Consider the following 23,141-nt stretch of genomic DNA (forward strand, 5'->3'; position numbering starts at 1 on the left):
AGCAGGGTCCGGCCGGGATGATCGTTACGATCTGATAATTGTTCTGCTCACCCAATATAGAGGCGGCAAACCGCGCCACGGTGACGTTTGTCGGGGTCTGACAGGGCTGTAGGTCAAGGCCGACGCCCTTAGCCTGCTCTGGCTGACGCGGCAAAGCAGACGGCCTCAACTATGCTGGGAGCATTGCAAAAACCTGCGGCGGAACTGGTCTTGCTGACTTTTGTAACCACGTGCAAAGGCCGTCTCAGCCATTTGCAACTCACGCTGCCGACGTGGCTGGCGCAACGCGACTGCGCCGTCATCGTGGTGGACTACGGCTGCCCCGATGGCGCGGGCGACTGGGTGGCGGCGCACCATCCGCAAGTAGCGGTGGTGCGCGTTAGCGATGACGACAGCTTTTGCCTGGCACGGGCGCGCAATGCCGCATTGCCCCATATCCGCACCGAGTGGGTGTGTTTTATCGATGCCGATATTCGCGTCACCGGCGCGCTGGCGGGCTGGTTTGCTCAACAGCCGCACCCGGCCGGCTTTTACCGGCCAGATCCCTTTGATTTTGATACCGGCGGTACCGTGTTGTGTCGCGTGCAAGACGTGCAACGCGCCGGCGGCTACGACGAATTGATCCGCGGTTATGGCGGTGAAGACACCGATCTGTACGCGCGCTTGTTGCGTATCGGCGTGCCGCGCAAAACGTTTAACGGCGCCTGGCTGGCGCCGATACGCCACGATACCGCAGCGCGCCTGCGCTTCTATCCCGACCAGGATCTGGACCAGCATCGACGACTGTTTCTGCTGTACCGGACCATCAAGCTGGATCTGATCGATCTGCATAAACGCATGCTCAGCGCCGAAGAAATGCGCACGATATTTGGCCTGGCGCAGCAAGCGCTGGCGGCTAACGCACCGCTGTCTATCAATCTGGGCGAACAACCCGAATTTCCCGCCTTTGAGGGCTTCAGCCTGCAGCGCAGCCTGGTCTACAACCTCACACCGCGGCAAACATCATGAGCCGCATCCTGTTTGCGTGGGAACTGGGCGACAACCACGGCCATCTGTGGCGCTTGTTGCCGATTGCCTTGGCGGCGCGCGCGCAAGGCCATGACATCAGCTTTGCCCTGCGCGCCATGCGCAGCGCACAACGTTATCTAACGCCGCGTAGCGTGCCCTTTGTGGCCTGCCCCAATCCGTACGATGTGCCCGCGCTGGGGCGCGACCCGTCCACCTATGCCGACGTGCTGGCGCTAAATGGCGCCACCGATGTGGATTTGCTCGGCGGCATGGTGCGCGGCTGGCGGCAGTTATATCGGCTGGTGCAGCCCGACGTGGTGGTCATCGACCATGCGCCGACGGCCTTGATGGCCAGCCGCGTGGCGGGCATACGCAGCGTGCAGATCGGCACCGGCTTTGCCATCCCGCCCAGCCTGATGCCCGCACCGTGCTACCGCGCCTGGGATAGCGATATCGAGGCACGGCAACACACCCAGGCGGCGGTGGAGCACGCCGTGGCCAGCGTCTGCGAAATGCCCTTGTCCACCGCCTTGCAAGCCGACCATACCCGCTTGTTATCGCTACCCGAACTCGACCATTACGCCACGGTGCGCCCCGCTGGCGCGCTGTTTCTCGGTGGCATGCCGCAGCCGCCCGCAGGCCAGGCGGTGCAATGGCATACCGACAAAACCCACATCCTGGTGTATCTGCAAAGCGGGGACTGGCTGGGCACGGTGCTGGAAGGCCTGGTCAATAGCGAAGCCGAAGTGATCGCCGTCGTGCCCGGCATTGCGCTGGCGCAGGCGGCGCAGTTTCCGGAATTGCGCATCTACCCGCAGCCGGTGCAGCTGGAGCCCTTATTGCCGCGCTGCGATCTGATCATCAGCCACGGCGGCCACGGCACCGCGCTGAATGCCTTGCGCGCCGGTGTACCGCTGCTGATGTTGCCGCAGCATATGGAACAACTGCTGGTGACCGAACGTGTGGCCGTCGCTGGCGCGGGGCTGGGCGTGTTTCCCACTCATATCGAAAGCAGCTTTGAACACGTGCTGTTTACGCTGCTGATGTCGCCGCAATATCGCGCCGCCGCACAACAAGTGGCCACGCGCTACGCCGAATGGCGCGATGAATTTGCGCTGCAGCAGATGCTGGCGGTGCTCAACACGGCGTGCGCCGAGGCCGCTTGAATGAGCGCGTCGGCTGCATCATTCGTCGTCGCGCCGTCCCCACGCTGCGTTGTCGGTTTTGATCGGGTGATACAGCAGATTGGGCAATTCAAAACTGGCCGGGTCTTCATGAAAATACGCGGGCCGCGCCGGCCGCCACACATAAGTGCCGGGTGCGAGAAAGGGTTCGCTGGGCGTATTCAGATAATTGCGCGCCAGCCGCTGTCCGGGCCGCCGCGCCAGATCCAGCGTGCGCAAGCCGCACACGGCGGCCACGGTGGGCAGAATGAATTCGTAATGCCCCGCCCAGGCCGGGTCGGCCACGGCGTGCTGGTAGGCCAGCGCCAGGGTTCTGGAAACGCGAATCAGCGGATGAAAACCACGGCAGAACAAATGCGGGTCTACCGCAGCGGGCGCGCTGGCTTGCTGCCAATGAAACCACTCGATATCACGATCCCGCGGACGCAACGACGAGCTCAGCAAATCAGCGGGCTCGGCATGGTACTGGCTGAACAGATCAGCCCAGTTGCCGGCGAAATCGACGTCGTATTCCATAAACCACACCTGCGGCTGCGGCAGCGCCAGCAAACACGGCAGCATGGCGGCATCGAGCAAACCGCGCTGCACGCCGTCGTTGCGCAGCATTTGCGCATGGCGCTGTGGCAATACCGTGGCCGGGTCGGCGATGGCCAGATCGCTGTCCAGATCGATAAAGCGGCTGCGATTAAACACCAGCCGCCATTGCACCCACGGCGCACTCTCGGCGGCCAGCCGCGCAAAATGCGCGCGCACGCGCGGGGTATCGATATGCGAAAAAAACACGCCACCGGCGCGCTGATCGGGCAAAGGGGGCTGCGGCACAGTCATGGGGGTGATTACACACGGTGGATTGGGCGGGCTAATGCCAACAGCATAGCGGCTGGCGACGCAATATGACGCGGATTTGCGTGGTACTGGCCACCTACCACGGCGCGGCCTTCCTGCCCGAGCAACTGGCCAGCCTGGCGCAGCAAACGCGGCTGCCTGATGAATTGATCATCGCGGATGACGCCTCCAGCGACGGCAGTCTCGACACCGCCAAAAGCGTGGCGCTGCCGTTTACCGTGCATTACTTTCGCCAGGCGCAACGTGTGGGCTACGCGCATAACTTTGCCGCTGCAGCGGGCCAGGCGCGCGGTGATCTGATCTTGTTTTGCGATCAGGATGATGTGTGGTTGCCGCACAAAATTGCGCAGATCGAGGCGCTGGCGGCCACGTCGCCCGCGCAGGTGTTCACGCATGATCTGAGCTGGTTTAGCGCCGAACGCCCCGCCGCCATTCCGTCCTATTTTGCGTATCTCCAGCAACTGGGACTGGACCGGGCCGTGTGCCTGAAAGGCTGTGCCCTGGCGGTGCGCGCCGAATTTATTGCGCAACACGGCTGGCCCGACCCGGCGGCGCAAATGCCGCATGATTTCTGGTTTGCTTTTTTGGGCACGGCGCTGCAACAACGCGCGTTTATAGAGCAGCCACTGCTGCGCCATCGCATGCACGGTGGCAATGCCTCAGCATGGTTGCCGCAACAAGCTGATCTGCAATTTGTGCGGCCCGAACAACTGGCCCACACCAGCGCCGTCGCGCAATTGATCGACCTGTGCATCAAGCCGCGCACCGTACGCTGGATTGCGCCATTGCTTGAAACCTTGGGGCGCATCGATACGCCCGCCGCCCACGCCGCCATCGCTCAGTTGCAATCCCAGCGCGCCAGACTGGGTGATCCCCAGCCCTGAACTGATCGCCCCCGCGGCAAAAAAACGCGTGCTGCGCTGCGCAAAAAGTGGCCTCGCATGATACCGTCCGCATATCCACTGACCCCGCCGCTGATGACGCGTTAGCCAAGGCCTGCGCCCGGTTGCAACCGAGCGCCACAACACTTGCGCAACGCCCTTCCCCGTCAGCACATCCACGAGACATTTGATGGAATCGAAGATTGACCCCCTTGATCATGAGCTTGCCACCGACCCCACCCACACCCCGACCGCTCTGGTCCAGCCACCGCATGGTCTGGCGTTTGCCGAGCTGGCATTGGCGGTGGGCGGCTTTGCCATTGGTACCGCCGAATTCGCCGCCATGGGCATCCTTCCCGAAGTCGCCAGCGATCTGCACGTAACCATTCCCGAAGCGGGCCACATGATCAGCGCCTACGCGCTGGGCGTAGTGGTGGGCGCGCCGCTGATCACCATCCTGCTGGCGCGTATGCCGCGCCGCGCTTTGCTGATTGTGCTGATGTTGTTGTACGCCGTGGGCAATGGCGCCACCGCCTTGCTGCATCACTACGGCCTGATGCTGGTGAGCCGCTTTGTGGCGGGCTTGCCGCATGGCGCTTATTTTGGCCTGGCCGCCCTCGCCGCCGCCGCGCTGGTGCCGCCACATAAACGCGGTGCGGCCATCGGCAAAGTGATGTTGGGCTTGAGCGTGGCCAACGTCATCGGCGTGCCCGCCGCCACCTGGCTGGGCCAGGCGCTCGGTTGGCAGGCGTGCTTTGCCGGTGTGGCCCTGATCGCCTTGTTTACCGCAGGCATGATTGCGTACACCGTGCCGCCGCTGCCGATGGCGCAAAAAGCCAGTCCGCTGACCGAACTGGGCGCGTTCAAACGTCCACAAGTATTGTTGACGCTGCTGGCCTGCGCCATCGGCTTTGGCGGCATCTTTTCGGTGTACAGCTATGTGGCCTCCACGCTGACCCAGGTCACCGGCATGAACGCGCAGCATGTGCCGTTTGCGCTGGGCTTGCTCGGCGTCGGCATGATCGTCGGCAATATCGCTTGCGGCTGGTTTGCTGATCGCTGGCTGGAACGCACAATGCTCGGCTGGTACGGCTTTACCGTGCTGATGCTGCTGGTGTTTGTGCTGGCCGCACCGCATCTGTGGGCGGTGTTGCCGGTGCTGTTTGGCATCGGCGTGGCCTCGGCTTGCAATCCGGCCTTTCAGTCGCGCTTGATGGACGTGGCGGGCGACGCGCAATCGCTGGCGGCGGCGCTGAACCACAGCGCCTTCAATATCGCCAATGCGTTGGGCGCGTGGCTGGGCGGCATGGCGATTGCGGCGGGTCTGGGCTGGACCTCGACTGGCTGGGTGGGCGCCATCCTGGCCGTGCTGGGAATCGTCGTGGTGCTGTGGTCGTTTGGCCTGGAACGGCGCACGCTGCAGACCGCGTAAAACGCTTTTTCCTGCTATTTATGCGGGTTAGCTCGCTTAAATAGCGGGATTTTGGTAGTTACATACGCAAATAAAACACCCGGCCAGAGCCGGGTGTTTTGCATTACAGGGACCGCTTTACGCCGGGGCGATTACGGATTAACCAGCGGCTTCATCTGATTGGCAAACGGCCAGCCCTGCGCGTAATCGGTATCAATCTGCCAATCGAACACACCCAAGGTGGCTGGATACGCCGCCTTGATGGCATTCCACGTGCTGGTGGCCTGGCCGATGCTCATATAGTTGGTCACGCCCGGGTTTACGCCAAAGCCGACCACCACATGGCTGGGGCCCAGCAACGTCATCCAGGTTGCGATATTGCTTTGTACATAGCTCGGGTCCGCCAGGTTGGGGCCGTCGTAGTACTGCGGCGCGCAATAATCCAGCGCGTTGCCCTGCAGCAGTTGCTGGCAGAAGGTCTGGTCCACCGCACTCCACGGCGCGGGTGCGGAGGTGATGATAAAGCCCGGCCAACGCGCTTTCAGTTGCTGGCCTATCCACACCATTTCGCTGGTATTGGGGTTGTCGGACGCCTCGTAATTGTCCCAATCAATCCCGTCAAAACCGCCCAACTGGCTGTAGATGCTGATGATGCTGTTTACAAACGCCTGCGAGCGCGCGCGCGTTTCAAAGGTAACGTTCTCGTTGGCCCCGCCTATGCTGAGGATCACCTTGCGGCCTTGCGCACGCACCGTGGCGATATCGGCCACCAGATTGGCGGCGGCGGTGGCGTTCTCAGGGGCAATCCATTCCACCGCGCCCGTGCTGCCCGGCTGCCCATCCACGGGCGTGGCGGCAAACAGATAGATCACGTTGTAGTTGGCGTTCACGTTGGCAATGCGCACCGGATCGCTCAGCCAACGCGGCCAGTAGCCGCCCACCACATGCGCGGGCAAGCCGCCGGAAGGCGTCGGGGTGGGCGTGGCGCTGCCGCAAGTGGTTTGCGCCCAGTAATAAGTGCTGATGGTGGGATTGGTGGCGTCGCTACCATTGGTGCCGACGGCTTTTTCCAGATAGTAGAGACCGTTGGGCGTGTATTTGACGATGGTGCCCAGCGGATAGTTAACGCCCGCAGTCCACACCACGTAGTTGCACGACGCGCTGGGCGTGGGCGCTGGCGTTGGAGCCGGAGTGGGCGCTGGCGTGGGCTTGGGCGTCGGGGCCGGTGTAGGAGCCGGTGTCGGCGCTGGCGTGGGGGCAGGCGTCGGCGTGGCGCTGCCAGTATCTACGCCCAGATCTTTCCAGAGCGAGCCCACCGTCACAGCCGGATTCCAGCCCGCCCCCACATAAGCGGTATGCGCAATCAGCGCCTGATAATCATGCCCGTTGTAGCTGACGATGGTGCCCACGGCGTACGTGGTCCCTTCTTGCCAGGCCGGATAAGTAGCCGCGCTGCTGTACGCGACCGGAACGGCCAGCGCAGCGCTGACCAGCCAAAGTTTGCTGTGTTGCATCTGTCCACATCCTCAGTTGGGGTTAAGCCCAGGGCGGTGGCGCGCCGAATCGGCCTTTGCGGCTCTATGGGGCGGCCGGGCGAATTTGGTATCCCGTGGCTGGATACTAGCTTGCAGATTCTGTAATTTCAGTGCCACTCAGGCGGCAAATCGGGCCGCCAGGCCATTGCTTAGCGGTCCTACCGGCCGTGGGTGACCCCGCGCGACCAGCCAGAAAACTTTAATAGCTAGGCTGCTTATTAAAGCTTTCTGGTATAAACCTTTAATTAGGCCCTACGCTATTAAAGGTTTCTGATGCGCAAAAATGATCTCCATCCGCGTCTTCGCGCCACCGCTGTGCCCATTCCAGAGCGCAGTGGCGCGTTTGCGGTGATGCCATTGCCTGTCCCGCACCGGCTGGATACCGGCGTGGATGCAGCATTGATCGCGCATGCCCGACGCGAGCTGGATGGATTGTCCGACGCCATGCGGCGCTTTCCGTACGCCGATTTACTGATCCGCACACTCAATCGCCGCGAGGCGGTAGGCAGCAGTCAGATCGAGGGCACGCGTACCGGCTTTGATGAGCTGCTGCTGTATGAACTTGCGCTGGGTGCCGAAGATGCGCCGGACGACGCCGATGCCAGTGAAACGCTGGCCTATGTACAGGCCTGGATGCATGGCGCGGAGGCTATCCAGCAAAACGGCGTCGCTGCATTAAACCAGGCGCTGATCTGCAACCTGCATGCGATCTTGATGGCGCGCGAACCCCGTGCGCAGCCCGGCGAATACCGGACTATTCAGAACTACATTGGTAGCACGCTGGAACTGGCGCGTTACGTACCGCCCCCGCCCGAAGCCATTCCCGCATTGATGGCCGACCTGGAGGGTCTACTGCAGTACGAGCCCGAAGACGTGATGTTTGCGCCCGTGCTAACCCGCGCTGCGATTGCCCACGTGCAGTTCGAGGCCATCCACCCGTTTCGTGATGGAAACGGCCGGACCGGCCGCATGCTGTTACCGCTGATGTTTCTCGCGGAAGGTGACCCTCCCGTCCATCTGGCGAGCTTTCTCAAACTGCGGCAGCAGGCCTATTACGATGCGCTGCTTGGCGTACAGATGCAGCTGGATTGGGGCCCATGGGTGGCGCTGTTTCTGGAGTGCGTGATCGCATCTTGCCAACACACGGTGGGATTGATCGCTCAGCTGGAAACATTGCTCGCGCAATGGACGCAGTTGCTGAACGACGCGGGCAAGCGCAAACACGCCACCGTGCGCAAATTGCTGCCCCTGCTGGCTGGCCATCCGGTGTTGTCCACACGTGAAGTGGCCAAACTGCTGGACGTGAGTTTTCCCGCAGCCAACACTGCGATCAATGATCTGGTGGAGCTGGACATCTTGCGGCTGGCGCGAGGCCAGCAACGCAACCGTTATTTTCAGGCGCATCAGGTACTTAACGCCATGTACGCCGGCATGGACGAGGTTTTACGCAATGCCGAACGTCACCGCCATTTTTGAATGATCTTCCACCTTATCGCCTGAGAGAGATTCATGCTGTCACGCCGTACTTTCGTCACCAGCCTCACCCTGTTGGCCGCCCTTGCGCTGGCCGCTTGTGCCGATTCCAACAACGCCGACCCCAAGGTCTATCACAAGCTGGAAATCCGGCTGGATAAAAGCCTGAAAGAAGCCAGTGACATCCACTGGAGCTACGGCCCCGATGTGCCGGCGGGTTATATCGCCAGTGCGCGCGATATCAACAACTTTGAAAACCACTTTGCACCGATGCGGATTCCGGACGAATTCAGCATCAGCTGGCAAACGCCCGATGGTGTGAAACACAGCGCACGCGCGCCGGTAAAAGGCCATCTGCCCAAATCAGCCAGCGAACGCGTGGTGGGTATCCTGGTGTTTTACGACCATATCGAAGGCTATCTGGTGGAGCGCGGCGCATTGGGCGAACAGGAATGGCGGTTTTATTGAGCGCCATCGGGCAAATGCCGTAACTAGTAATTTACCGCGCGTTATAACGCTTTAACCCCTTAACCCGTTGTATTTCAATTTTTATGGACATCTTTGAACTGGGTGCGGCGCTGAAAGCAGCGCACATCGCAACGGAAATCACACAAGCCGAACTGGCTGCCCGCACCGGCGTCAGCCTGTCGACCATCTCGGCGCTGGAACGCGGCCGCCTGGGCGAAATCGGCGCCAGCAAACTCGGCCAGCTGTTTCGCGCCACCAATATGGAACTGACGGTCAAGCCGCGCGGCCAGCGCCGGACCCTGGACGATGTGTACGAAGAACAACGGCTACGCAGAGTCGCGGCGGCGGAGGCCCAGCAGTATCCGCCAGGTAGCCGGCGAAAAAACCAGCCGCGCCAGCGTGTGCGCAAAAGTACTAAAAAAGCGCCCGCAGACTGAGCATGGCGTCGCCGCGCATCGGGTCATCATCCAGTTACCCGCTTGCCACGCGCGGTGCCCGCTCAGCAGCCAGTACGCACCCGCAAGCGCGCACGCCGCCAGCCGCGTAGCACGTCCGCCTCAGTTCTCAAACCGATAGCCCGCCCCATAGACTGACTTGATCCACTCCTCGCCCACTTCCCCCAGCTTGCGCCGCAGGTTTTTGACGTGGCTATCCACGGTGCGGTCGGTGACGATGCGGCGGTCGAGGTAGAGGTGGTCCATCAACTGGTCACGCGAGAAGATCCGGCCGGGTTCGGCGGTCAGGGTGTTGAGCAGGCGAAACTCGACCTGGGTCAGGCCCAGATCGCGGCCGAACAGGCTGGCACGCGCGGCCGCTTCGTCGATGCTCAGGCCGCTGGCGACGTTGTCGCCGGGGGCGCGGTGGTGGCGGCGCAACACCGCTTTGACACGGGCGACCACTTCGCGCGGGCTGAACGGTTTGCAGATGTAATCGTCGGCGCCAACGTCCAGCCCCAGCAGGCGGTCTACCTCATCGACGCGTGCGGTCAGCATGATGATGGGGGTGTCCGAAAACGCGCGGATTTCGCGGCAGATCTGGATGCCGTCGACGTTGGGCAGCATCAGATCAAGGATGACCAGGTCAGGTGCCTGAGCGCGAAAACGCGGCAACGCCTCGGCGCCATCCAGCACTTGGGTGCAGCGGTAGCCGCTGGCTTGCAGGTAATCGCGCACGATGGCCGATAGATTGGGTTCGTCTTCGACGATCAGGATATGCTCAGCGGGCTGTTCGCTCATTTCCCCTCCACGCTATAGATTTTTCCAGCCCCCGGCAGCGTGACCGCAATCCGCAAGCCCCCCAACGGCGAGGCACTGGCGCTGATCTGGCCATCGTGGGCTTCGACGATATTGCGGCAGATCGCCAGGCCCAGACCGCTGCCGCCGCTATTGCGGTTGCGCGAGCCTTCGGTGCGATAAAAGCGTTCAAACAAGCGCGGCAGTTTTGCCGCGTCCACGCCGGGTGGGCTGTCGTCAAACAGCAGGCTGATCTGGCCACCCGCGCGTTCGGCAGTCACGCGCACTTCGCCACCCCGGTCGGTATAGCGCAGGGCGTTTTCCAGCAGATTGACTACCAGTTGCTGCAAGCGGCGTTCGTCTCCATCCACCATCAGCGGCGTGCTGGCCAGGCGCCAGCTCAGTTGCAGGCCGGCGGCGTGAAAGCGCGCCTGCATGCTGTCGAGCAAAGCCGGCAGCAGCAAAGTCAGATTGAGCGGTTCGCGTCGATAAGTAAGCGCGCCGACATCGGTCAAGGACAAGTCGTGCAGGTCATTCACCAGTTTGCCCAACTGGCCGATTTGCTGGGCGATCGGCTCCAGCGCTGCTTGCGTCAGCGGGCGGATGCCGTCCTGGATGGCTTCGACTTCGGCGCGCATTACCGCCAGCGGCGTGCGCAACTCGTGCGAGATATCGGCCATAAAATTACGCCGCGCGCGTTCGGTATGTTCCAGCGCCTGCGCCAGATGGTTAAAGTCGCGGGCCAGCGCGCCCAGTTCATCCTGGCTGGTTTCGGGCACGCGGCTGGCGTAGTTGCCGCTGGCAAGGCGATGGGTGGCGCCGGTCAGGCTGTGCAGCCGCAGCAGCAAGGTGCGGGCCAGCAAATACGCCAAAGCAGCGGCGAACAGCACCGAAAACACGCCGATTAACCACCAGACATGCAGCTGTGCTTCGTAAAACCGCACGTCCCCGGCCGCAATGGCTTTCTGAAACGGCACCATCGCCAGCCAGCCCACGGTGCGGCCCGCCACCACCACCGGCAACAAAATCGATTCGCGCCCCACGCCGGGGTTGCCGACCACTTTTTTGTAATCGGCATCCAGCAAGCCAAAGCGCGCAACGGCGCCGGTCTGATCCGAGATCGGCGGCCCGCTGAGCGCGCGGTTGGGGTCGGGCTCGGGGCGCATCAGATGAAACCAGCTTTCCAGATCGCCGCGCAGATATTGCCAACTGCCGTGCTGGCGGTAAGCGTCCTGCATATGCGGCAGCACCTCGCGCATGCGTTCAACGCCCTGATCGTTCAGATAACCAAGAAAGCCGCGCTGGAAACTGATGCGCGCCGCTACGCCGTTGACCAGCAGCACAACGGCACAGGCGGCCACGATGGCGATAAACAGCTTGGCGGTAATGCCGAGTTTCATAAGTGAGTCGCCGCGTCAGAGAGTGGATTGTTTTTTAATGATTACCGCGCCAGCGCGGCTAAGTCCATGCGCGCGGGCAGTGCCGGGGCAAACTCCATATTCACTCCACATTGTGTGCTTAGCGTATGCGCTGATTCTTATACAACCGGCGGATCCCGCGCATGCTTTTCTCAGCTCAGTCTCTTGCTCCTGTTCGATTGCTGGCCATCCCGGCCCTGCTGGCGCTGGCCGCCTGCAATGATCAACAAGCCCCGCAACCACGCCAGGCCCAGGTCGGCGTAATCGCCGTACAAGCGCAACAACTGGCGATGAACCAGTCGCTGCCCGGTCGCACCGTGGCCTATATGACTTCGGATGTGCGGCCGCAAGTCAGCGGCATTATCCAGAAGCGCCTGTTCACCGAAGGCCAGGATGTGAAGGCGGGCCAGGTGTTGTATCAGATCGACCCGGCCACCGCGCAAGCTGCCTATGACAATGCCAATGGCACGCTGCAACAGGCGCAGGCGGCCGTGCTGTCGGCCAAACCGAAGGCTGAACGCTACGCCAATCTGGTCAAGCTGGACGCCGTCAGCCAGCAGGATCTGGATGATGCCAACGCCACGCTGCGCCAGAACCAGGCCGCCGTGGTGGCGGCACAAGCAGCCCTGCAGACGGCAAAGATCAATCTGGATTACACCCGCATCACCGCGCCGATTTCCGGCCGCATCAGCGCCTCGACCTATACCCCGGGCGCACTGGTCACCGCCAGCCAGACCACGGCGTTAACCACCATCCAGCAACTCGATCCCATCTATGTCGACGTGACGCAGTCCAGCAGCGAATTGCTGGCGTTGCGTAAACAACTGGCCAGCGGCGCGCTGGCGTCTTTGCACGGCAAGATTCCGGTGCAGATCCAGCTGGAGGACGGCAGCCTTTACGCGCAAAAAGGCACGCTGGAATTCGTCGGCACCGCCGTCGATACCAGCACCGGCAATGTCACGCTGCGCGCGCTGGTGCCCAATCCGGACAAGTTGTTGCTGCCCGGCATGTATGTGCATGCGGTGCTGCCGATGGCGATCAACAACGCCGCCATTCTGGTGCCGCAAGACGCGGTCAGCCGCAATACCAAGGGCGAGGCCACGGTCAAGCTGGTAGGCGCTGACGGCAAGATTGCCGACCGCGTGGTGCAGACCGGCGATGCCGTTAATGACCAATGGGTGATTAGCGCGGGCCTGAAGGCGGGCGAGCAACTGGTGGTGGAAGGCGGCAGCAAAACCCACACCGGCCAGGTGGTGGGCACCCATCCCGCAGCCAGCGGCCACGCCGCGTCGGCCCCGGCGCAAGCCACTAACGCGTCGGCAACTGCCGGCCAGCAAAGCTAAGGCGGCGCCATGTCTCGTTTTTTTATTGATCGTCCGATTTTTGCCTGGGTGATTGCCATCGTGATCACGCTGGCGGGTGCGCTTTCGATCAGCCAGCTGGCGGTCGAGCAATACCCCAATATCGCACCGCCCACGGTATCGATCCGCGCCACCTACACCGGCGCTTCGGCCCAGACCGTCGAAAACTCAGTCACGCAGGTGATTGAACAGCAGATGTCCGGGCTGGATAACCTGATGTATATGTCGTCGTCGAGCACCTCGGCCGGCAGCGCCAGCGTGCAACTGACCTTCAAGGCCGGCACCAATCCCGACGTGGCGCAGATGCAGGTGGAAAACAAGCTGCAGCAAGCCGAAGCAATGTTGCCGCAGATCGTGCAAAGCACCGGTCTGACCGTGAGCAAATCATCGGCAGGCAGCTTTTTTGAAGTGCTGGCGTTTACCTCTGACGACGGCAGCATGAGCGGCACCGATATCGCCGACTTTATGAATTCAACGCTGCAAGACCCGATCAGCCGCGTTAACGGCGTTGGCAAAGTGCAGGTCATGGGCTCGCAATATTCGATGCGCATCTGGCTGGCGCCGGACAAGCTGCGCACCTATTCGCTGATGCCGTCGGATATCACCGCCGCCATCACTGCGCAAAACGCGGATGTGTCGTCAGGCCAGCTCGGCGCATTGCCCGCCAGCAAGGGCCAGGCGCTCAATGCCACGATCACCTCGCGCAGCCGCCTCAAGACGGTGGATCAGTTCAAACAGATCGTCGTCAAATCCGGTACTAACGGCGCCGTGGTGCATTTGTCGGATGTGGCCAGCATCGAGCTGGGCGGTGAGGATTACACCATCACCAGTTTGTTCAATGGCATGCCCGCCGCCGGTATTGGGATCGAACTGGCCAGTGGCGCCAATGCCATGGCGGTGTCCAAAGCGGTGGAAGCGCGGCTGAACGAACTGAAGCCGTATTTCCCGGCCGGCGTCAGCTACAAGATCGCCTCCAGCACCACGCCGTTTGTAAAAATCTCGATTGAAGAAGTGGTCAAGACCCTGCTCGAAGCCGTGGTCCTGGTGATTGCGATCATGTATCTGTTCTTGCAGAACTGGCGCGTCACCCTGATCCCGGCGATTGCGGTGCCGGTGGTGCTGATGGGCACGTTTGGCGTGCTGGCAGCGCTGGGTTACTCGATCAATACACTGACCATGTTCGGCATGGTGCTGGCGATTGGTTTGCTGGTGGATGACGCCATTGTGGTGGTGGAAAACGTCGAGCGCGTGATGAGCGAAGAAGGTCTGTCGCCGCGCGACGCCACACGCAAATCGATGGCGCAGATTACCGGCGCGCTGGTGGGCATTGCGCTGGTGCTCACCGCCGTGTTCTTGCCGATGGCCTTCTTTGGCGGCTCCACCGGCGTGATCTATCGCCAGTTTTCGGTGACCATCGCCTCGGCCATGTTGCTGTCGGTGCTGGTGGCGATGACGTTGACGCCCGCGCTGTGTGCCAGCTTGCTCACGCCCGTGGAAAAAGGCGGCCACACCACCCGCCGCGGTCCGCTCGGACGCTTCTTTGCCTGGTTTAACGATCGCTTTGATCGCAGCGCCAATCGCTATCAGCACGGCGTGCAACGCGTGCTGGGCCACCGTCGTATCGGCGTGGGGATCTATCTGGCGCTGATCGTCGGCATGGGCCTGCTGTTCTGGCATCTGCCTACCTCGTTCTTGCCCGATGAAGACCAGGGCACCTTGATGGTGTCGATCAAACTGCCGCCGGGCACCACCAAAGAAAAGACCCAGCTCGTGGTCAACCAGGTGTCGGACTTTGTACGGGCACAGCCCGAAGTAAATACGGTGATGGCCATCAGCGGTTTCAGCCTTGGCAGCATGGGGCAGAACGCGGGCATGGCGTTTATCCAGCTCAAAAACTGGAAAGACCGCAAGGCCGACGCGGCCAGCATCGGCAACCGGATTACCGGGGCCATGATGAAACGCTTTGCCGACGCACAAGTGTTTGCCTTTGCCCCGTCCGGCATCCCCGGCCTGGGCCAGGCCAGCGGCTTTACCCTGGAACTGCAGGATTTTGGTGGCGCCGGGCACGAAGCCCTGGTGGCCGCACGCAAACAACTGCTGGATCTGGCCGCCAAAGACCCGCTGCTGAGTTCGGTGCGCTATTCCGCACTGGAAGACGCGCCCACCTTTGATGTGAAGATTGACGACGCCAAGGCCGGCGCGCTCAGCCTGACGCAAAGCGATATCAACAGCACGCTGGCCACCGCGTTTGGCGGCACCTACGTCAACGACTTCATCGATAAAGGCCGCGTCAAAAAGGTCTATGTCCAGGGCGTGGCCAGCGCGCGCATGTTGCCGCAAGACATCAACCAATGGGCCGTGCGCAATAGCGATAACGCCATGGTGCCGTTCTCGGCCTTTGCCAGCAGCGGCTGGAGCTATGCCCCGGCCACCCTGGCGCGCTTTAACGGTACGGCGTCGATGGAAATCAGCGGTCAACCGGCCGATGGCGTGAGCTCGGGTACGGCCATGGCCGAGATGGTCAAACTGGTTGGCCAGTTGCCGGCGGGCTTTGGCTATTCGTGGTCGGGCCTGTCGTACGAAGAACAAGCCGCTGGCGCGCAAGCGCCGCTGCTGTATGCCGTGTCCTTGCTGTTTGTTTTCCTGTGCCTGGCCGCGCTGTATGAGAGCTGGTCGATTCCGTTCTCGGTGATGCTGGCCGTGCCGATCGGCATCGTCGGGGCGCTGGTGTTCACCGCCACGCGCGGGCTGAACAACGACGTGTACTTCCAGGTTGGCTTGCTGGCCACGGTGGGTCTGGCGGCCAAGAACGGCATTCTGATCGTCGAATTTGCCCGCGAACTGGAGCACAAAGGCGCCACGGTGTTCAACGCGGTGCTCGAAGCCGCTCGGCAACGGCTGCGCCCGATTCTGATGACATCGCTGGCCTTCTTGTTGGGCGTGCTGCCGCTGGTGATCAGCAGCGGCGCGGGCTCGGGCGGGCGCCATTCGCTGGGTACGGGCGTATTCGGCGGCACGCTGGCCTCGACCGCACTGGGCATCTTTTTTATTCCCCTGTTCTACCTGATCGTGCGCACGCTCGCGCCGGGCAAAAAGAAACAGACGCAGATCGCGCATACGGATGAACATCATGACGCTGAATAAACTCACTTCCCGCTTGCTGCTGAGCGCGCTCAGCGCCAGCATCCTGGCCGGTTGCGCCAGCATGGCGCCGCAATATCAACAGCCTGCTGCGCCGGTACCGGCGCAATTTGCCGGCGCCGATGCCAGCGCCCCGGCCACGGCCACAGCGGCGCTGACCAGCCTGGACTGGCGCAGCGTGTTTGTGGATGAGCGCTTGCGCCAGGTGATTGCGCTGGCGCTGCAAAACAACCGCGACCTGCGCGTGGCCGTACTCAATATCGAAAAAGCACGCGCCAGCTACCGCATCGATCAAGCCGATCTGTTCCCGGCGGTGACTGCGGGCGCCAGCCAGACCACCAGCGGCAATGGCAATACGGTCAGCCGTAGCGCCTCGGCCACTGTGGGCTTCAGCGCGTGGGAGCTTGATCTGTTTGGCCGCATCCGCAGCCTGAGCGACGAGGCCCGGCAAACCTGGCTGGCCACCGCGGAAACCCAACGCAGCACGCGCATGAGTCTGCTGGCGGAAGTGGCGGGCGACTGGTTGACCGTGGCGGCCTACCAGCAGCAAGTGGCGCTGGCACAGCAAACGCTGGCCAGCCAACGCCAGACGCTGACGCTGACCGAACAGATGCACGCCGCCGGTTCGGCCTCGGGCACCGATTTGTCTGCCGTGCAATCCACCGTCGAAAGCGCGCGCGCCGACGTCGCCAATTACGCCACGCAACTGGACGAAGCGCGCAACGCGCTTGATCTGGTGGTGGGTACCGCCGTCCCTGCGGCATTGCTGCCGTCTGCCAACGACAGCAACACCGCCATTGCGCTGGCCCCCGTCAACGCTAATGCGCCATCGAGCCTGTTATTGCAGCGGCCCGATGTGCTCTCGGCCGAACACACCCTGCAAGCCGCCAACGCCGACATTGGCGCGGCGCGCGCAGCGTTCTTTCCGAGCATTAGCCTGACCGGGGCCGCCGGGGTGGGCAGCGATGCGCTGTCCACGCTGTTTAGCGCGGGCACCCGCACCTGGTCATTTATCCCCAGCATTACTGTGCCGATTTTTAATGCGGGATCGCTCAAAGCCTCGCTCGATAGCGCCGAGATCAGCAAGAACATCGCGGTGGCGCAATACGAAAAAGCCATCCAGACCGCGTTTAGCGAAACCTCTAACGCGCTGGCCGTGCGGGCCCGGCTGAACGAACGCCTGGCGGCACAAACCGCCCTGATCACCGCCCAGACCCGCACCTACAACCTGGCGCAAGCGCGCTACCAGAACGGCGTGGACAGCTATCTGCTAACGCTGACGGCGCAACGCGCGCTATACAGCGCACAGCAAGACCTGATTACGCTGCAACTGAGCGAAGCCACTAACCGCGTCACGCTGTACAAGGTGTTCGGCGGCGGGGCCGATGCGCAGGGGGATGTGGTGGCTAGCCGCTGATCATCAAGTCGCTGCAGTGCAAAAGCCGCTGACGGGACTCAGCGGCTTTTTTTTTCGTGCTGATCAAGCCGGCAAGCTCGCCACGCCCGCCTTCCTGGCCAGATGCAGTAACGCGGCGGCATCAAATGCATTGATCTTGCCCCGCCACAACGCGGTTGCCGCCTCCGTCGACAACCCCAATTGGACTGCAATTTGTGTAACTGGCTGGCCACTGTTTTTGATATGAGCCTTCAACAGCATCATCAGATGGGCGCGTTGCTTCATCTCCTCAGCGTGTCCAGGCGTAGCTTCGATCGCGTCCCAGACGCTGGCGTAGTGGTGGATATCCATGGACTGCTTCCTTGATGCGTGCAAGAAGCCATCGGACTGGGCAAAAGCGTGCGCGTTCGGAAGATTCTGACGGCAACTTTTGGCCTCACGACGGCACATGCATTACGCGATCCGGGCATCCGCTTTTTTTGCGAAACCCCGCTTGATCGCTTGCGCCGACGATACCGATGCGTTCGGGCCCAGGACTTAGTCTGGTGGGTCTAGACCCACCCTATCTCCGCGCTCTCATAGGGTGGGTCTGGACCCACCGGCCAAAGTGGCCTGCAAGGAGTCGGCAGCCAGCGTCCGCGCAGCCAGCTGCGCCGCAACACGCCACAAAAACACAGCCCCCGCGCTCCAATCATCCGGAGCCGCGGGGGCCGTTTGCTGCCTTGAGTGCCGGGCGCAGCAAGCGCCCTGCCCTGCGCTTAAAAGTCTTTGCGCAACTTCAGCGATACCGTCTGGTTGTAGAAGTCCTTATGCCCTTCGCCGTCATAACGTGCCGTTACTTCGAGCCCGTTGCTCTTGTGCAGCACCAGGCCTGCGCCGCCGCGGAACAGCCATGGCGACGGATTCAGGCCATAGGTCACAAAGGCCGGGCCGCCGCCGACAAAGGTCGACGTTACCTGGGCCTGCTTCGATAGCAAGTCATAACCCACGCCAAAGTTGGCGGTCCATGACAATTCATCATTGATGGTTTGATACAGCTTGGCGTCGGTGGACAGCAGCAGCTCGTTGGTGCTCTGGTCATCCACATGCAGGTTCAGCGCATCGGCCCCGGTTTCGGTGTAGCCCTCGTTGTGCACGGTGCGGTAATCCAGTCGCACCGAGGGGGTGATATTGGTCTTGGCGTTGAGCGGCATGTTCTGGCCTATCCCGGCGCCGACGTGGGCGTTCCAACCGTCGTAACTGCTGTCGGCGGTGCGGTTGATATCGCCAAAATAAATGCCGCGATTACCGCTGGTATGGTTGCGACCGTAATCCACTTGCCAGCTCAGATCCGTGCCCGGTTTGATGCTGTGGCTGCCGTAGCCCATCAACTGATAGTTGTTGATGCTGGCAGATTGCGGCGCATCGGTGCTGTCACCGCTGACGTGTGTGTGGGCATAGGTAAACGCCACGCCCGCGCGGTCTTTGTCGCTCAGGCCGCCATCCACGCCGATGATCAAACCGGCGCTGTCGGCGTTATAACCCGCCACGTCATAATCGCCCTTCTGATCCGCCCATGAGCCAAACGGCTTGACCCACATTTCGCGCTCAGTCACATAGCCATCGCCCGCCGACAAACCGCGTTGGCTTTCGATGCGCGCCTGCACCACGCGGTCGGTCAGGTTAAGCGTCATGGCCGTGGCTGAGGTGGTGCCGCCCGCCACCAGCGGCAGCATTTGCGTGACGGCTTTGTTGACCTGATCCTGGCTGGTGAGCCCGCCCAACTGATTGATCACATGCGCCATATCACCGGTTGCGCCTTGCGCGATGATGGCGTCCAGCGCACCGGCCGCGCCGATCGCGGGACTGTTGCTGGCGTTCTGGGCCACTTGCGTCACCGACAAGCCCCGTTTCACATCCAGATCGACGTTGTTGCCGTTGATGACACCGGTAAAGTCGAACAGCACGCTATTGTCGGTCACGTTAAAGGTGGATGCCGTCAGCCCGCTTGAAGTAATCACGCCGGGCAAGACGCCGTTGGTAAGGCTGGCACCCGAAGTCACATCGACAAAGATATTGGCATTGGCGGGCAAGCTGGCGGTGCCGCTCACATTAAGCCGGCCGTACTGGCTATTGGATTGCGCCTCCATGCTGTAAATGCCGCTGGCGCTTTGCACATAGTTGCCGGTCAGGCTGATCGGGGTGGCGGCGCGCACATCCAGCGTGCCGTTGTTGTTGAGCGCGGTAGTCGCGCCCAGCGCATGCCGCGCATTAAAGACGACGCCGTTGGCGATATTCAGCGTGTCGGCGCCAAAGGCGTTTTCGGTGGTGTAGTTGCCATTGACGTTAATCACCGATCCCGCCGTGCCCGTCACCGCGCCGGTCACGCGTGCGCTATTGCCAATCAGATTAAGCGTGCCGCCATTCAAAGCCACGGCGCTACTGAGGACGGCGCTGTTGTTCAGCGTGCCGGCGTTGCTGATGCCGTTGGCGGTGGTCACGCTTTCATCCACATTGAATACGCCATCCGCGCCCACGCTGAGCGTGCCGACATTGATGCTGTTGTCAGTCGAGAAAGTGCCGTTCACCACCACGCTGGAACCCGCACCGCTAATGGCACCAGTCACCCGGCTGTTGGCGCCCTCCAGCGTCAGCGTGCTGCCATCGGCGCCTACCACGGCGCCATTGATGGCGGCCGAGTTGCTGATGCTGCCGCTGTTGTTGACGGTGGGCGCGGTCAGATCATTGGCGAGCGTGAGGGTTGCACCGCTATTCACATTGACGGCGTTGGCGGCGATGGTGTTTTCGCTGCTGAAATCGCTCAGCACATTCACCGTGGCGCCGCTGCCCGTTACTGCGCCGGTCACGCGAGAGCCGGTACCGAGGTTCAGGCTCGCTCCATCTGCATTCGCGACCGCGCCATCAATCAAGGCCGTACTGAGCACAGTGCCGCTGTTATGCAAGGTCGGCGTGGTGAGCACATTGGCTTGAGTCAGCGTGGCGCCGCTGGCCACGGTGACGTCGTCGGCGCTGATGGTGTTTTCGGTGCTGAAGTTACCGTTGATATTGACCAGCCCCCCATTGATGGCGCCGGTCACGCGTGCAGTACCGCCATTCAGATTCAGCGCGCTGCCGCTGGCATTGGTGACGGCCGCATCGATCAAGGCGCTGCTGCTCAAGCTTCCATCGTTGTTGACGCCATTGGTGGCGGTCACAGCAAAGCCCGTGGTCAGCGATTGCCCGCTGGCGACATTCAGTGTGCCGGTGCTGATGGTGTTTTGCGCGGCGTAGCCGGTATTGATATTGACGGTGGAACCGGTACCGGTAATCGCCCCCGTCACCGCGCCGGCATTCAGGTTAAGCGTGGCATTACCCAGCTCCACCGCGCCCGCCAACGTGCCGGTGTTGTCGACCGTCAGCGGCGTGTTGCTGCTGGCGATCACCAATGCTTGCGTCCCGGTAATGGTGCCGCTGTTGATCACGTGGCCGTTGATGGTGGCACCGTTGATATCCAGCCCAACCGCAGTGCCGGTAATGCTGCCGCTATTCACCAGATCGCCATTGAGCGTGGATGGCCCCACCTCCGCGCCCTCTACCCCGGTAATGGAGCCGGTATTGCTAAAGCTCTGGTCCAGCACCGCGTTATTGCTGATCAGCAAGCCCACGCCGTTAGTAGACGTAATGCTGCCGCTATTGGACGCCGTACCGCCCACATGCCCGGCCAGCCACATGCCGCCCTGGCCGACGTTGATGGTGCCCTGATTCAGCACATTGCCATCCACACCCGCCTGCACCAGCGCAATGCCGTAGCCGGTGCCCTGGATGGTGCCGGTGCTGGTGTTGACCACATCGCCCTGAATCAAGGCGGTGTTGGCCACGCTGTTCACCACGCTGCTGGTGGCGCCCATGCCTGCAATGGCGGCGTTGATGCTGCCGCTATTGGTGATCGAACCGGTGATGGTGGCCGCGCCCACCGCAAAGATACCGGCCTGATCCGAGGTGATCTGGCCGCTGTTGTTGATACTGCCGTCCAGGGTGACGGCCTGATTGCTGACGCCGCCGATTTCAATGGCGGTGGCCGAGAAACCGTTGTTGTTATTGCCGGTGTGGGTGATGGCGATGGTGCCGCTATTGTTGATATCGCCGGTCTGGGTGGCGCCGTCGGCCAGCCAGATGCCGCTGCTGCCGCTGATATGGCCTTCGTTGCTGATATTGCCGGTCACCGTTGCGCCGGTACCGGTCACCAGAATGCCGTAGTCGGTAACCGCAATGGTGCCGCCGGACAGGTTGTCGATGGCGCCGGTGGCGGAGGTGTCCACCATGATGCCGCGCCCGGTGCCGTTGATCGTGCCGTTGTTGAGGATGCCGCCCGCCACGGTGGAGTTGTCGCTTAACAGAATGGCGGCATTGGCACCGGAAATGGTGCCGCTGTTTTCGATGGAACCCGTCTGGCTTTGCGCCAGTTCAATGCCGTAATCCGCCCCGGTGATGCTGCCGCCGGTGCGGTTAAGAATCTGGTTGGCGTTACCGTTGTTTTGCAAATACACCCCCGCGCCATTGGCCGAGGTAATCGTGCCGCTGTTATCGATATTGCCGGTGGTGCTGTTGTTCAGGTAGATGCCGTTGGCGTTGCCGTTGATGCTGCTGTTAACCGCATTGCTGATCACCCCGGTGGTGCTCTGGCCGGTAACGGCAATGCCCGCGCCATCCAGCGCCGTAATCGTGCCCGAGTTGGCGATATTGCCATCCACGGTGGAGCTATCCACCTGCACCGCCGCCGAGCCTGGCCAGTCCGAATGCAGCGTGCCGGTATTGCTAATGCCGCCGTGCAAGGTCGTGTTGTTGTTCAACACGATGGCGCCTTCCGAGCCATCGATGCTGCCGTGGTTGACTACGTCGCCGGTGATATTGCTGCCCAGCAGATAAAACCCGTGCGAATCGCCGCTGATCTGGCCGTTGATGTCATTAAGCAAGCCGCCGTTGCTGATGGTCGCGTTATCAAAATAAACCGCTTCCTGCCCGTGTATCGATCCGTTGTTATAAAAGCCGCTCTGCACGGTGGAATTGGAATCCACATGCACGGCGATATACGCGTTATCGATCACGCCACCGCTTTCATTGCGCAACGCGCCTATGCTGCTGCCGTTGGCAATATGCAGCGTGTCGGCGTTATTAGCCTGCGTCATTGAGCCGCTATTGGAAAAATCACCCGTCACGGACGAATTGTCGATCAGCAGGCCAGCCGGATCGTCATTGATGTTAATCGCCTGAAACGTGGTGTGGATGCTGCCGGTATTGATGATATTGCCGCCAATCTGGCTATTGGTAATGCGCGCCCCGCCACCCGAGCTGGAAGACCCGCTACGCTCGGTGATATTGCCGTTATTGATCACGCTGCCCTGAATCTGCGATGAATCGACGATCAGCGCCAGATCGGGGCCCACGCTGGAAACTTCGCCCGCGTTGTTGAGATCTCCCTGCACCACGCTGCCATTGGTGATTTCAACCGAAGTGACATCCGTGGGCGCCACCGAGCAACCGGCATCGGTGGTTACGTTGTTCAGCGACAGATCGTTGGAAGCCGGGGCCGGGCATGGTGCGCCGTAGGCGGCGGTGGACACCAGGCCGACAAAAGCGGCGGACAAAACGGAATTGATCGGCGACAGCCGAAACGCGGACGAGCGGGTTCTCATGGCTTCTCTCTACGTAGAAAACAAGGGATTTCCGACGCCCAGGATCAAACGGATGCAGTAACGGTTTATTCTTATGTACGGCTGTGTACCGGAGTATTGGCGACAATTTTCAAGT

The 23,141-nt window shown here is 61.7% G+C and carries 16 protein-coding genes; 10 read left to right on the plus strand and 6 right to left on the minus strand.

Translation table 11 applies throughout. The features are described 5' to 3' along the window. Window positions 1-171 precede the first annotated feature (171 nt). Window positions 172-1,008, plus strand: a complete 837-nt coding sequence (locus ACYQ1A_RS15850) for a glycosyltransferase family 2 protein (RefSeq protein ID WP_499363498.1) — start codon at window positions 172-174, stop codon at window positions 1,006-1,008. After that, complete coding sequence (locus tag ACYQ1A_RS15855) at window positions 1,005-2,174, plus strand: glycosyltransferase (RefSeq protein ID WP_499363500.1); 1,170 nt, start codon at window positions 1,005-1,007, stop codon at window positions 2,172-2,174. Before ACYQ1A_RS15850 ends, ACYQ1A_RS15855 begins: the two co-directional genes overlap by 4 nt. Window positions 2,175-2,192: 18 nt before the next feature. Here the strand turns inward: ACYQ1A_RS15855 and ACYQ1A_RS15860 are convergent, their stop codons facing one another. Continuing rightward, entirely contained in the window at window positions 2,193-3,020 is an 828-nt protein-coding gene (locus tag ACYQ1A_RS15860) for a hypothetical protein (RefSeq protein WP_499363501.1), read from the minus strand. A 65-nt stretch (window positions 3,021-3,085) separates the two neighbouring features. Here ACYQ1A_RS15860 and ACYQ1A_RS15865 point away from each other — a divergent pair, with 65 nt between their 5' ends. Further along, entirely contained in the window at window positions 3,086-3,922 is an 837-nt protein-coding gene (locus tag ACYQ1A_RS15865) for a glycosyltransferase (protein ID WP_499363503.1), read from the plus strand. Between the two features lie 187 nt (window positions 3,923-4,109). After that, entirely contained in the window at window positions 4,110-5,351 is a 1,242-nt protein-coding gene (locus ACYQ1A_RS15870; RefSeq protein WP_499363505.1) for an MFS transporter, read from the plus strand. A 131-nt stretch (window positions 5,352-5,482) separates the two neighbouring features. On the opposite strand, the gene ACYQ1A_RS15875 is transcribed toward ACYQ1A_RS15870, so the two are convergent. Then, on the minus strand, window positions 5,483-6,844 hold the full coding sequence (locus tag ACYQ1A_RS15875) for a carbohydrate-binding protein (RefSeq protein ID WP_499363506.1): 1,362 nt from the start codon (window positions 6,842-6,844) through the stop codon (window positions 5,483-5,485). Window positions 6,845-7,216: 372 nt separating this feature from the next. On the opposite strand from ACYQ1A_RS15875, the gene ACYQ1A_RS15880 reads away from it, so the two are divergent. From ACYQ1A_RS15880 to ACYQ1A_RS15890, 3 genes are all read left to right on the plus strand, one after another. Further along, the gene (locus tag ACYQ1A_RS15880) at window positions 7,217-8,341 is read left to right on the plus strand and encodes a Fic family protein (RefSeq protein ID WP_499363508.1); all 1,125 of its coding nucleotides are present in this window, start codon (window positions 7,217-7,219) and stop codon (window positions 8,339-8,341) included. A 33-nt stretch (window positions 8,342-8,374) separates the two neighbouring features. Next, a complete protein-coding gene (locus ACYQ1A_RS15885) occupies window positions 8,375-8,806 on the plus strand; it encodes a hypothetical protein (protein WP_062225440.1) in 432 nt (143 codons plus the stop codon). Between the two features lie 83 nt (window positions 8,807-8,889). Beyond that, window positions 8,890-9,243, plus strand: coding sequence for a helix-turn-helix transcriptional regulator (locus ACYQ1A_RS15890; RefSeq protein WP_499363510.1), 354 nt, complete (start codon window positions 8,890-8,892; stop codon window positions 9,241-9,243). A 120-nt stretch (window positions 9,244-9,363) separates the two neighbouring features. On the opposite strand, the gene ACYQ1A_RS15895 is transcribed toward ACYQ1A_RS15890, so the two are convergent. Continuing rightward, entirely contained in the window at window positions 9,364-10,041 is a 678-nt protein-coding gene (locus ACYQ1A_RS15895) for a response regulator (RefSeq protein WP_499363512.1), read from the minus strand. After that, on the minus strand, window positions 10,038-11,438 hold the full coding sequence (gene baeS, locus ACYQ1A_RS15900) for a sensor histidine kinase efflux regulator BaeS (protein ID WP_499363513.1): 1,401 nt from the start codon (window positions 11,436-11,438) through the stop codon (window positions 10,038-10,040). The genes ACYQ1A_RS15895 and baeS overlap by 4 nt, the downstream gene beginning before the upstream one ends. A gap of 161 nt (window positions 11,439-11,599) precedes the next feature. On the opposite strand from baeS, the gene ACYQ1A_RS15905 reads away from it, so the two are divergent. Genes ACYQ1A_RS15905 through ACYQ1A_RS15915 form a run of 3 tightly spaced genes read left to right on the plus strand, consistent with a single transcriptional unit; the run spans window position 11,600 to window position 17,375 of the window. After that, on the plus strand, window positions 11,600-12,799 hold the full coding sequence (locus ACYQ1A_RS15905; RefSeq protein ID WP_499363515.1) for an efflux RND transporter periplasmic adaptor subunit: 1,200 nt from the start codon (window positions 11,600-11,602) through the stop codon (window positions 12,797-12,799). A 9-nt stretch (window positions 12,800-12,808) separates the two neighbouring features. Further along, window positions 12,809-15,961 carry an efflux RND transporter permease subunit gene (locus ACYQ1A_RS15910; protein ID WP_499363516.1) on the plus strand — a complete coding sequence of 1,051 codons (3,153 nt, stop codon included), beginning with the start codon at window positions 12,809-12,811 and terminating at the stop codon, window positions 15,959-15,961. Then, complete coding sequence (locus tag ACYQ1A_RS15915; protein WP_499363518.1) at window positions 15,948-17,375, plus strand: efflux transporter outer membrane subunit; 1,428 nt, start codon at window positions 15,948-15,950, stop codon at window positions 17,373-17,375. Before ACYQ1A_RS15910 ends, ACYQ1A_RS15915 begins: the two co-directional genes overlap by 14 nt. 63 nt (window positions 17,376-17,438) lie before the next feature. Here the strand turns inward: ACYQ1A_RS15915 and ACYQ1A_RS15920 are convergent, their stop codons facing one another. Both ACYQ1A_RS15920 and ACYQ1A_RS15925 read right to left on the minus strand, forming a co-directional pair. After that, window positions 17,439-17,705, minus strand: coding sequence for a hypothetical protein (locus ACYQ1A_RS15920; RefSeq protein ID WP_499363520.1), 267 nt, complete (start codon window positions 17,703-17,705; stop codon window positions 17,439-17,441). A gap of 407 nt (window positions 17,706-18,112) precedes the next feature. Then, window positions 18,113-23,026 carry an autotransporter domain-containing protein gene (locus ACYQ1A_RS15925; protein WP_499363522.1) on the minus strand — a complete coding sequence of 1,638 codons (4,914 nt, stop codon included), beginning with the start codon at window positions 23,024-23,026 and terminating at the stop codon, window positions 18,113-18,115. Window positions 23,027-23,141 lie beyond the last annotated feature (115 nt).

The organism is Silvimonas sp. JCM 19000 (genome assembly GCF_054652575.1).

Excerpts from the sequence above, each read along its gene's own strand:
- ACYQ1A_RS15850 (WP_499363498.1), top strand. The coding sequence starts at position 172 with ATGCTGGGAGCATTGCAAAAACCTGCGGCGGAACTGGTCTTGCTGACT.
- ACYQ1A_RS15855 (WP_499363500.1), top strand. The coding sequence starts at position 1,005 with ATGAGCCGCATCCTGTTTGCGTGGGAACTGGGCGACAACCACGGCCAT.
- ACYQ1A_RS15860 (WP_499363501.1), bottom strand. The coding sequence starts at position 3,020 with ATGACTGTGCCGCAGCCCCCTTTGCCCGATCAGCGCGCCGGTGGCGTG.
- ACYQ1A_RS15865 (WP_499363503.1), top strand. The coding sequence starts at position 3,086 with ATGACGCGGATTTGCGTGGTACTGGCCACCTACCACGGCGCGGCCTTC.
- ACYQ1A_RS15870 (WP_499363505.1), top strand. The coding sequence starts at position 4,110 with ATGGAATCGAAGATTGACCCCCTTGATCATGAGCTTGCCACCGACCCC.
- ACYQ1A_RS15875 (WP_499363506.1), bottom strand. The coding sequence starts at position 6,844 with ATGCAACACAGCAAACTTTGGCTGGTCAGCGCTGCGCTGGCCGTTCCG.
- ACYQ1A_RS15880 (WP_499363508.1), top strand. The coding sequence starts at position 7,217 with ATGCCATTGCCTGTCCCGCACCGGCTGGATACCGGCGTGGATGCAGCA.
- ACYQ1A_RS15885 (WP_062225440.1), top strand. The coding sequence starts at position 8,375 with ATGCTGTCACGCCGTACTTTCGTCACCAGCCTCACCCTGTTGGCCGCC.
- ACYQ1A_RS15890 (WP_499363510.1), top strand. The coding sequence starts at position 8,890 with ATGGACATCTTTGAACTGGGTGCGGCGCTGAAAGCAGCGCACATCGCA.
- ACYQ1A_RS15895 (WP_499363512.1), bottom strand. The coding sequence starts at position 10,041 with ATGAGCGAACAGCCCGCTGAGCATATCCTGATCGTCGAAGACGAACCC.
- baeS (WP_499363513.1), bottom strand. The coding sequence starts at position 11,438 with ATGAAACTCGGCATTACCGCCAAGCTGTTTATCGCCATCGTGGCCGCC.
- ACYQ1A_RS15905 (WP_499363515.1), top strand. The coding sequence starts at position 11,600 with ATGCTTTTCTCAGCTCAGTCTCTTGCTCCTGTTCGATTGCTGGCCATC.
- ACYQ1A_RS15910 (WP_499363516.1), top strand. The coding sequence starts at position 12,809 with ATGTCTCGTTTTTTTATTGATCGTCCGATTTTTGCCTGGGTGATTGCC.
- ACYQ1A_RS15915 (WP_499363518.1), top strand. The coding sequence starts at position 15,948 with ATGACGCTGAATAAACTCACTTCCCGCTTGCTGCTGAGCGCGCTCAGC.
- ACYQ1A_RS15920 (WP_499363520.1), bottom strand. The coding sequence starts at position 17,705 with ATGGATATCCACCACTACGCCAGCGTCTGGGACGCGATCGAAGCTACG.
- ACYQ1A_RS15925 (WP_499363522.1), bottom strand. The coding sequence starts at position 23,026 with ATGAGAACCCGCTCGTCCGCGTTTCGGCTGTCGCCGATCAATTCCGTT.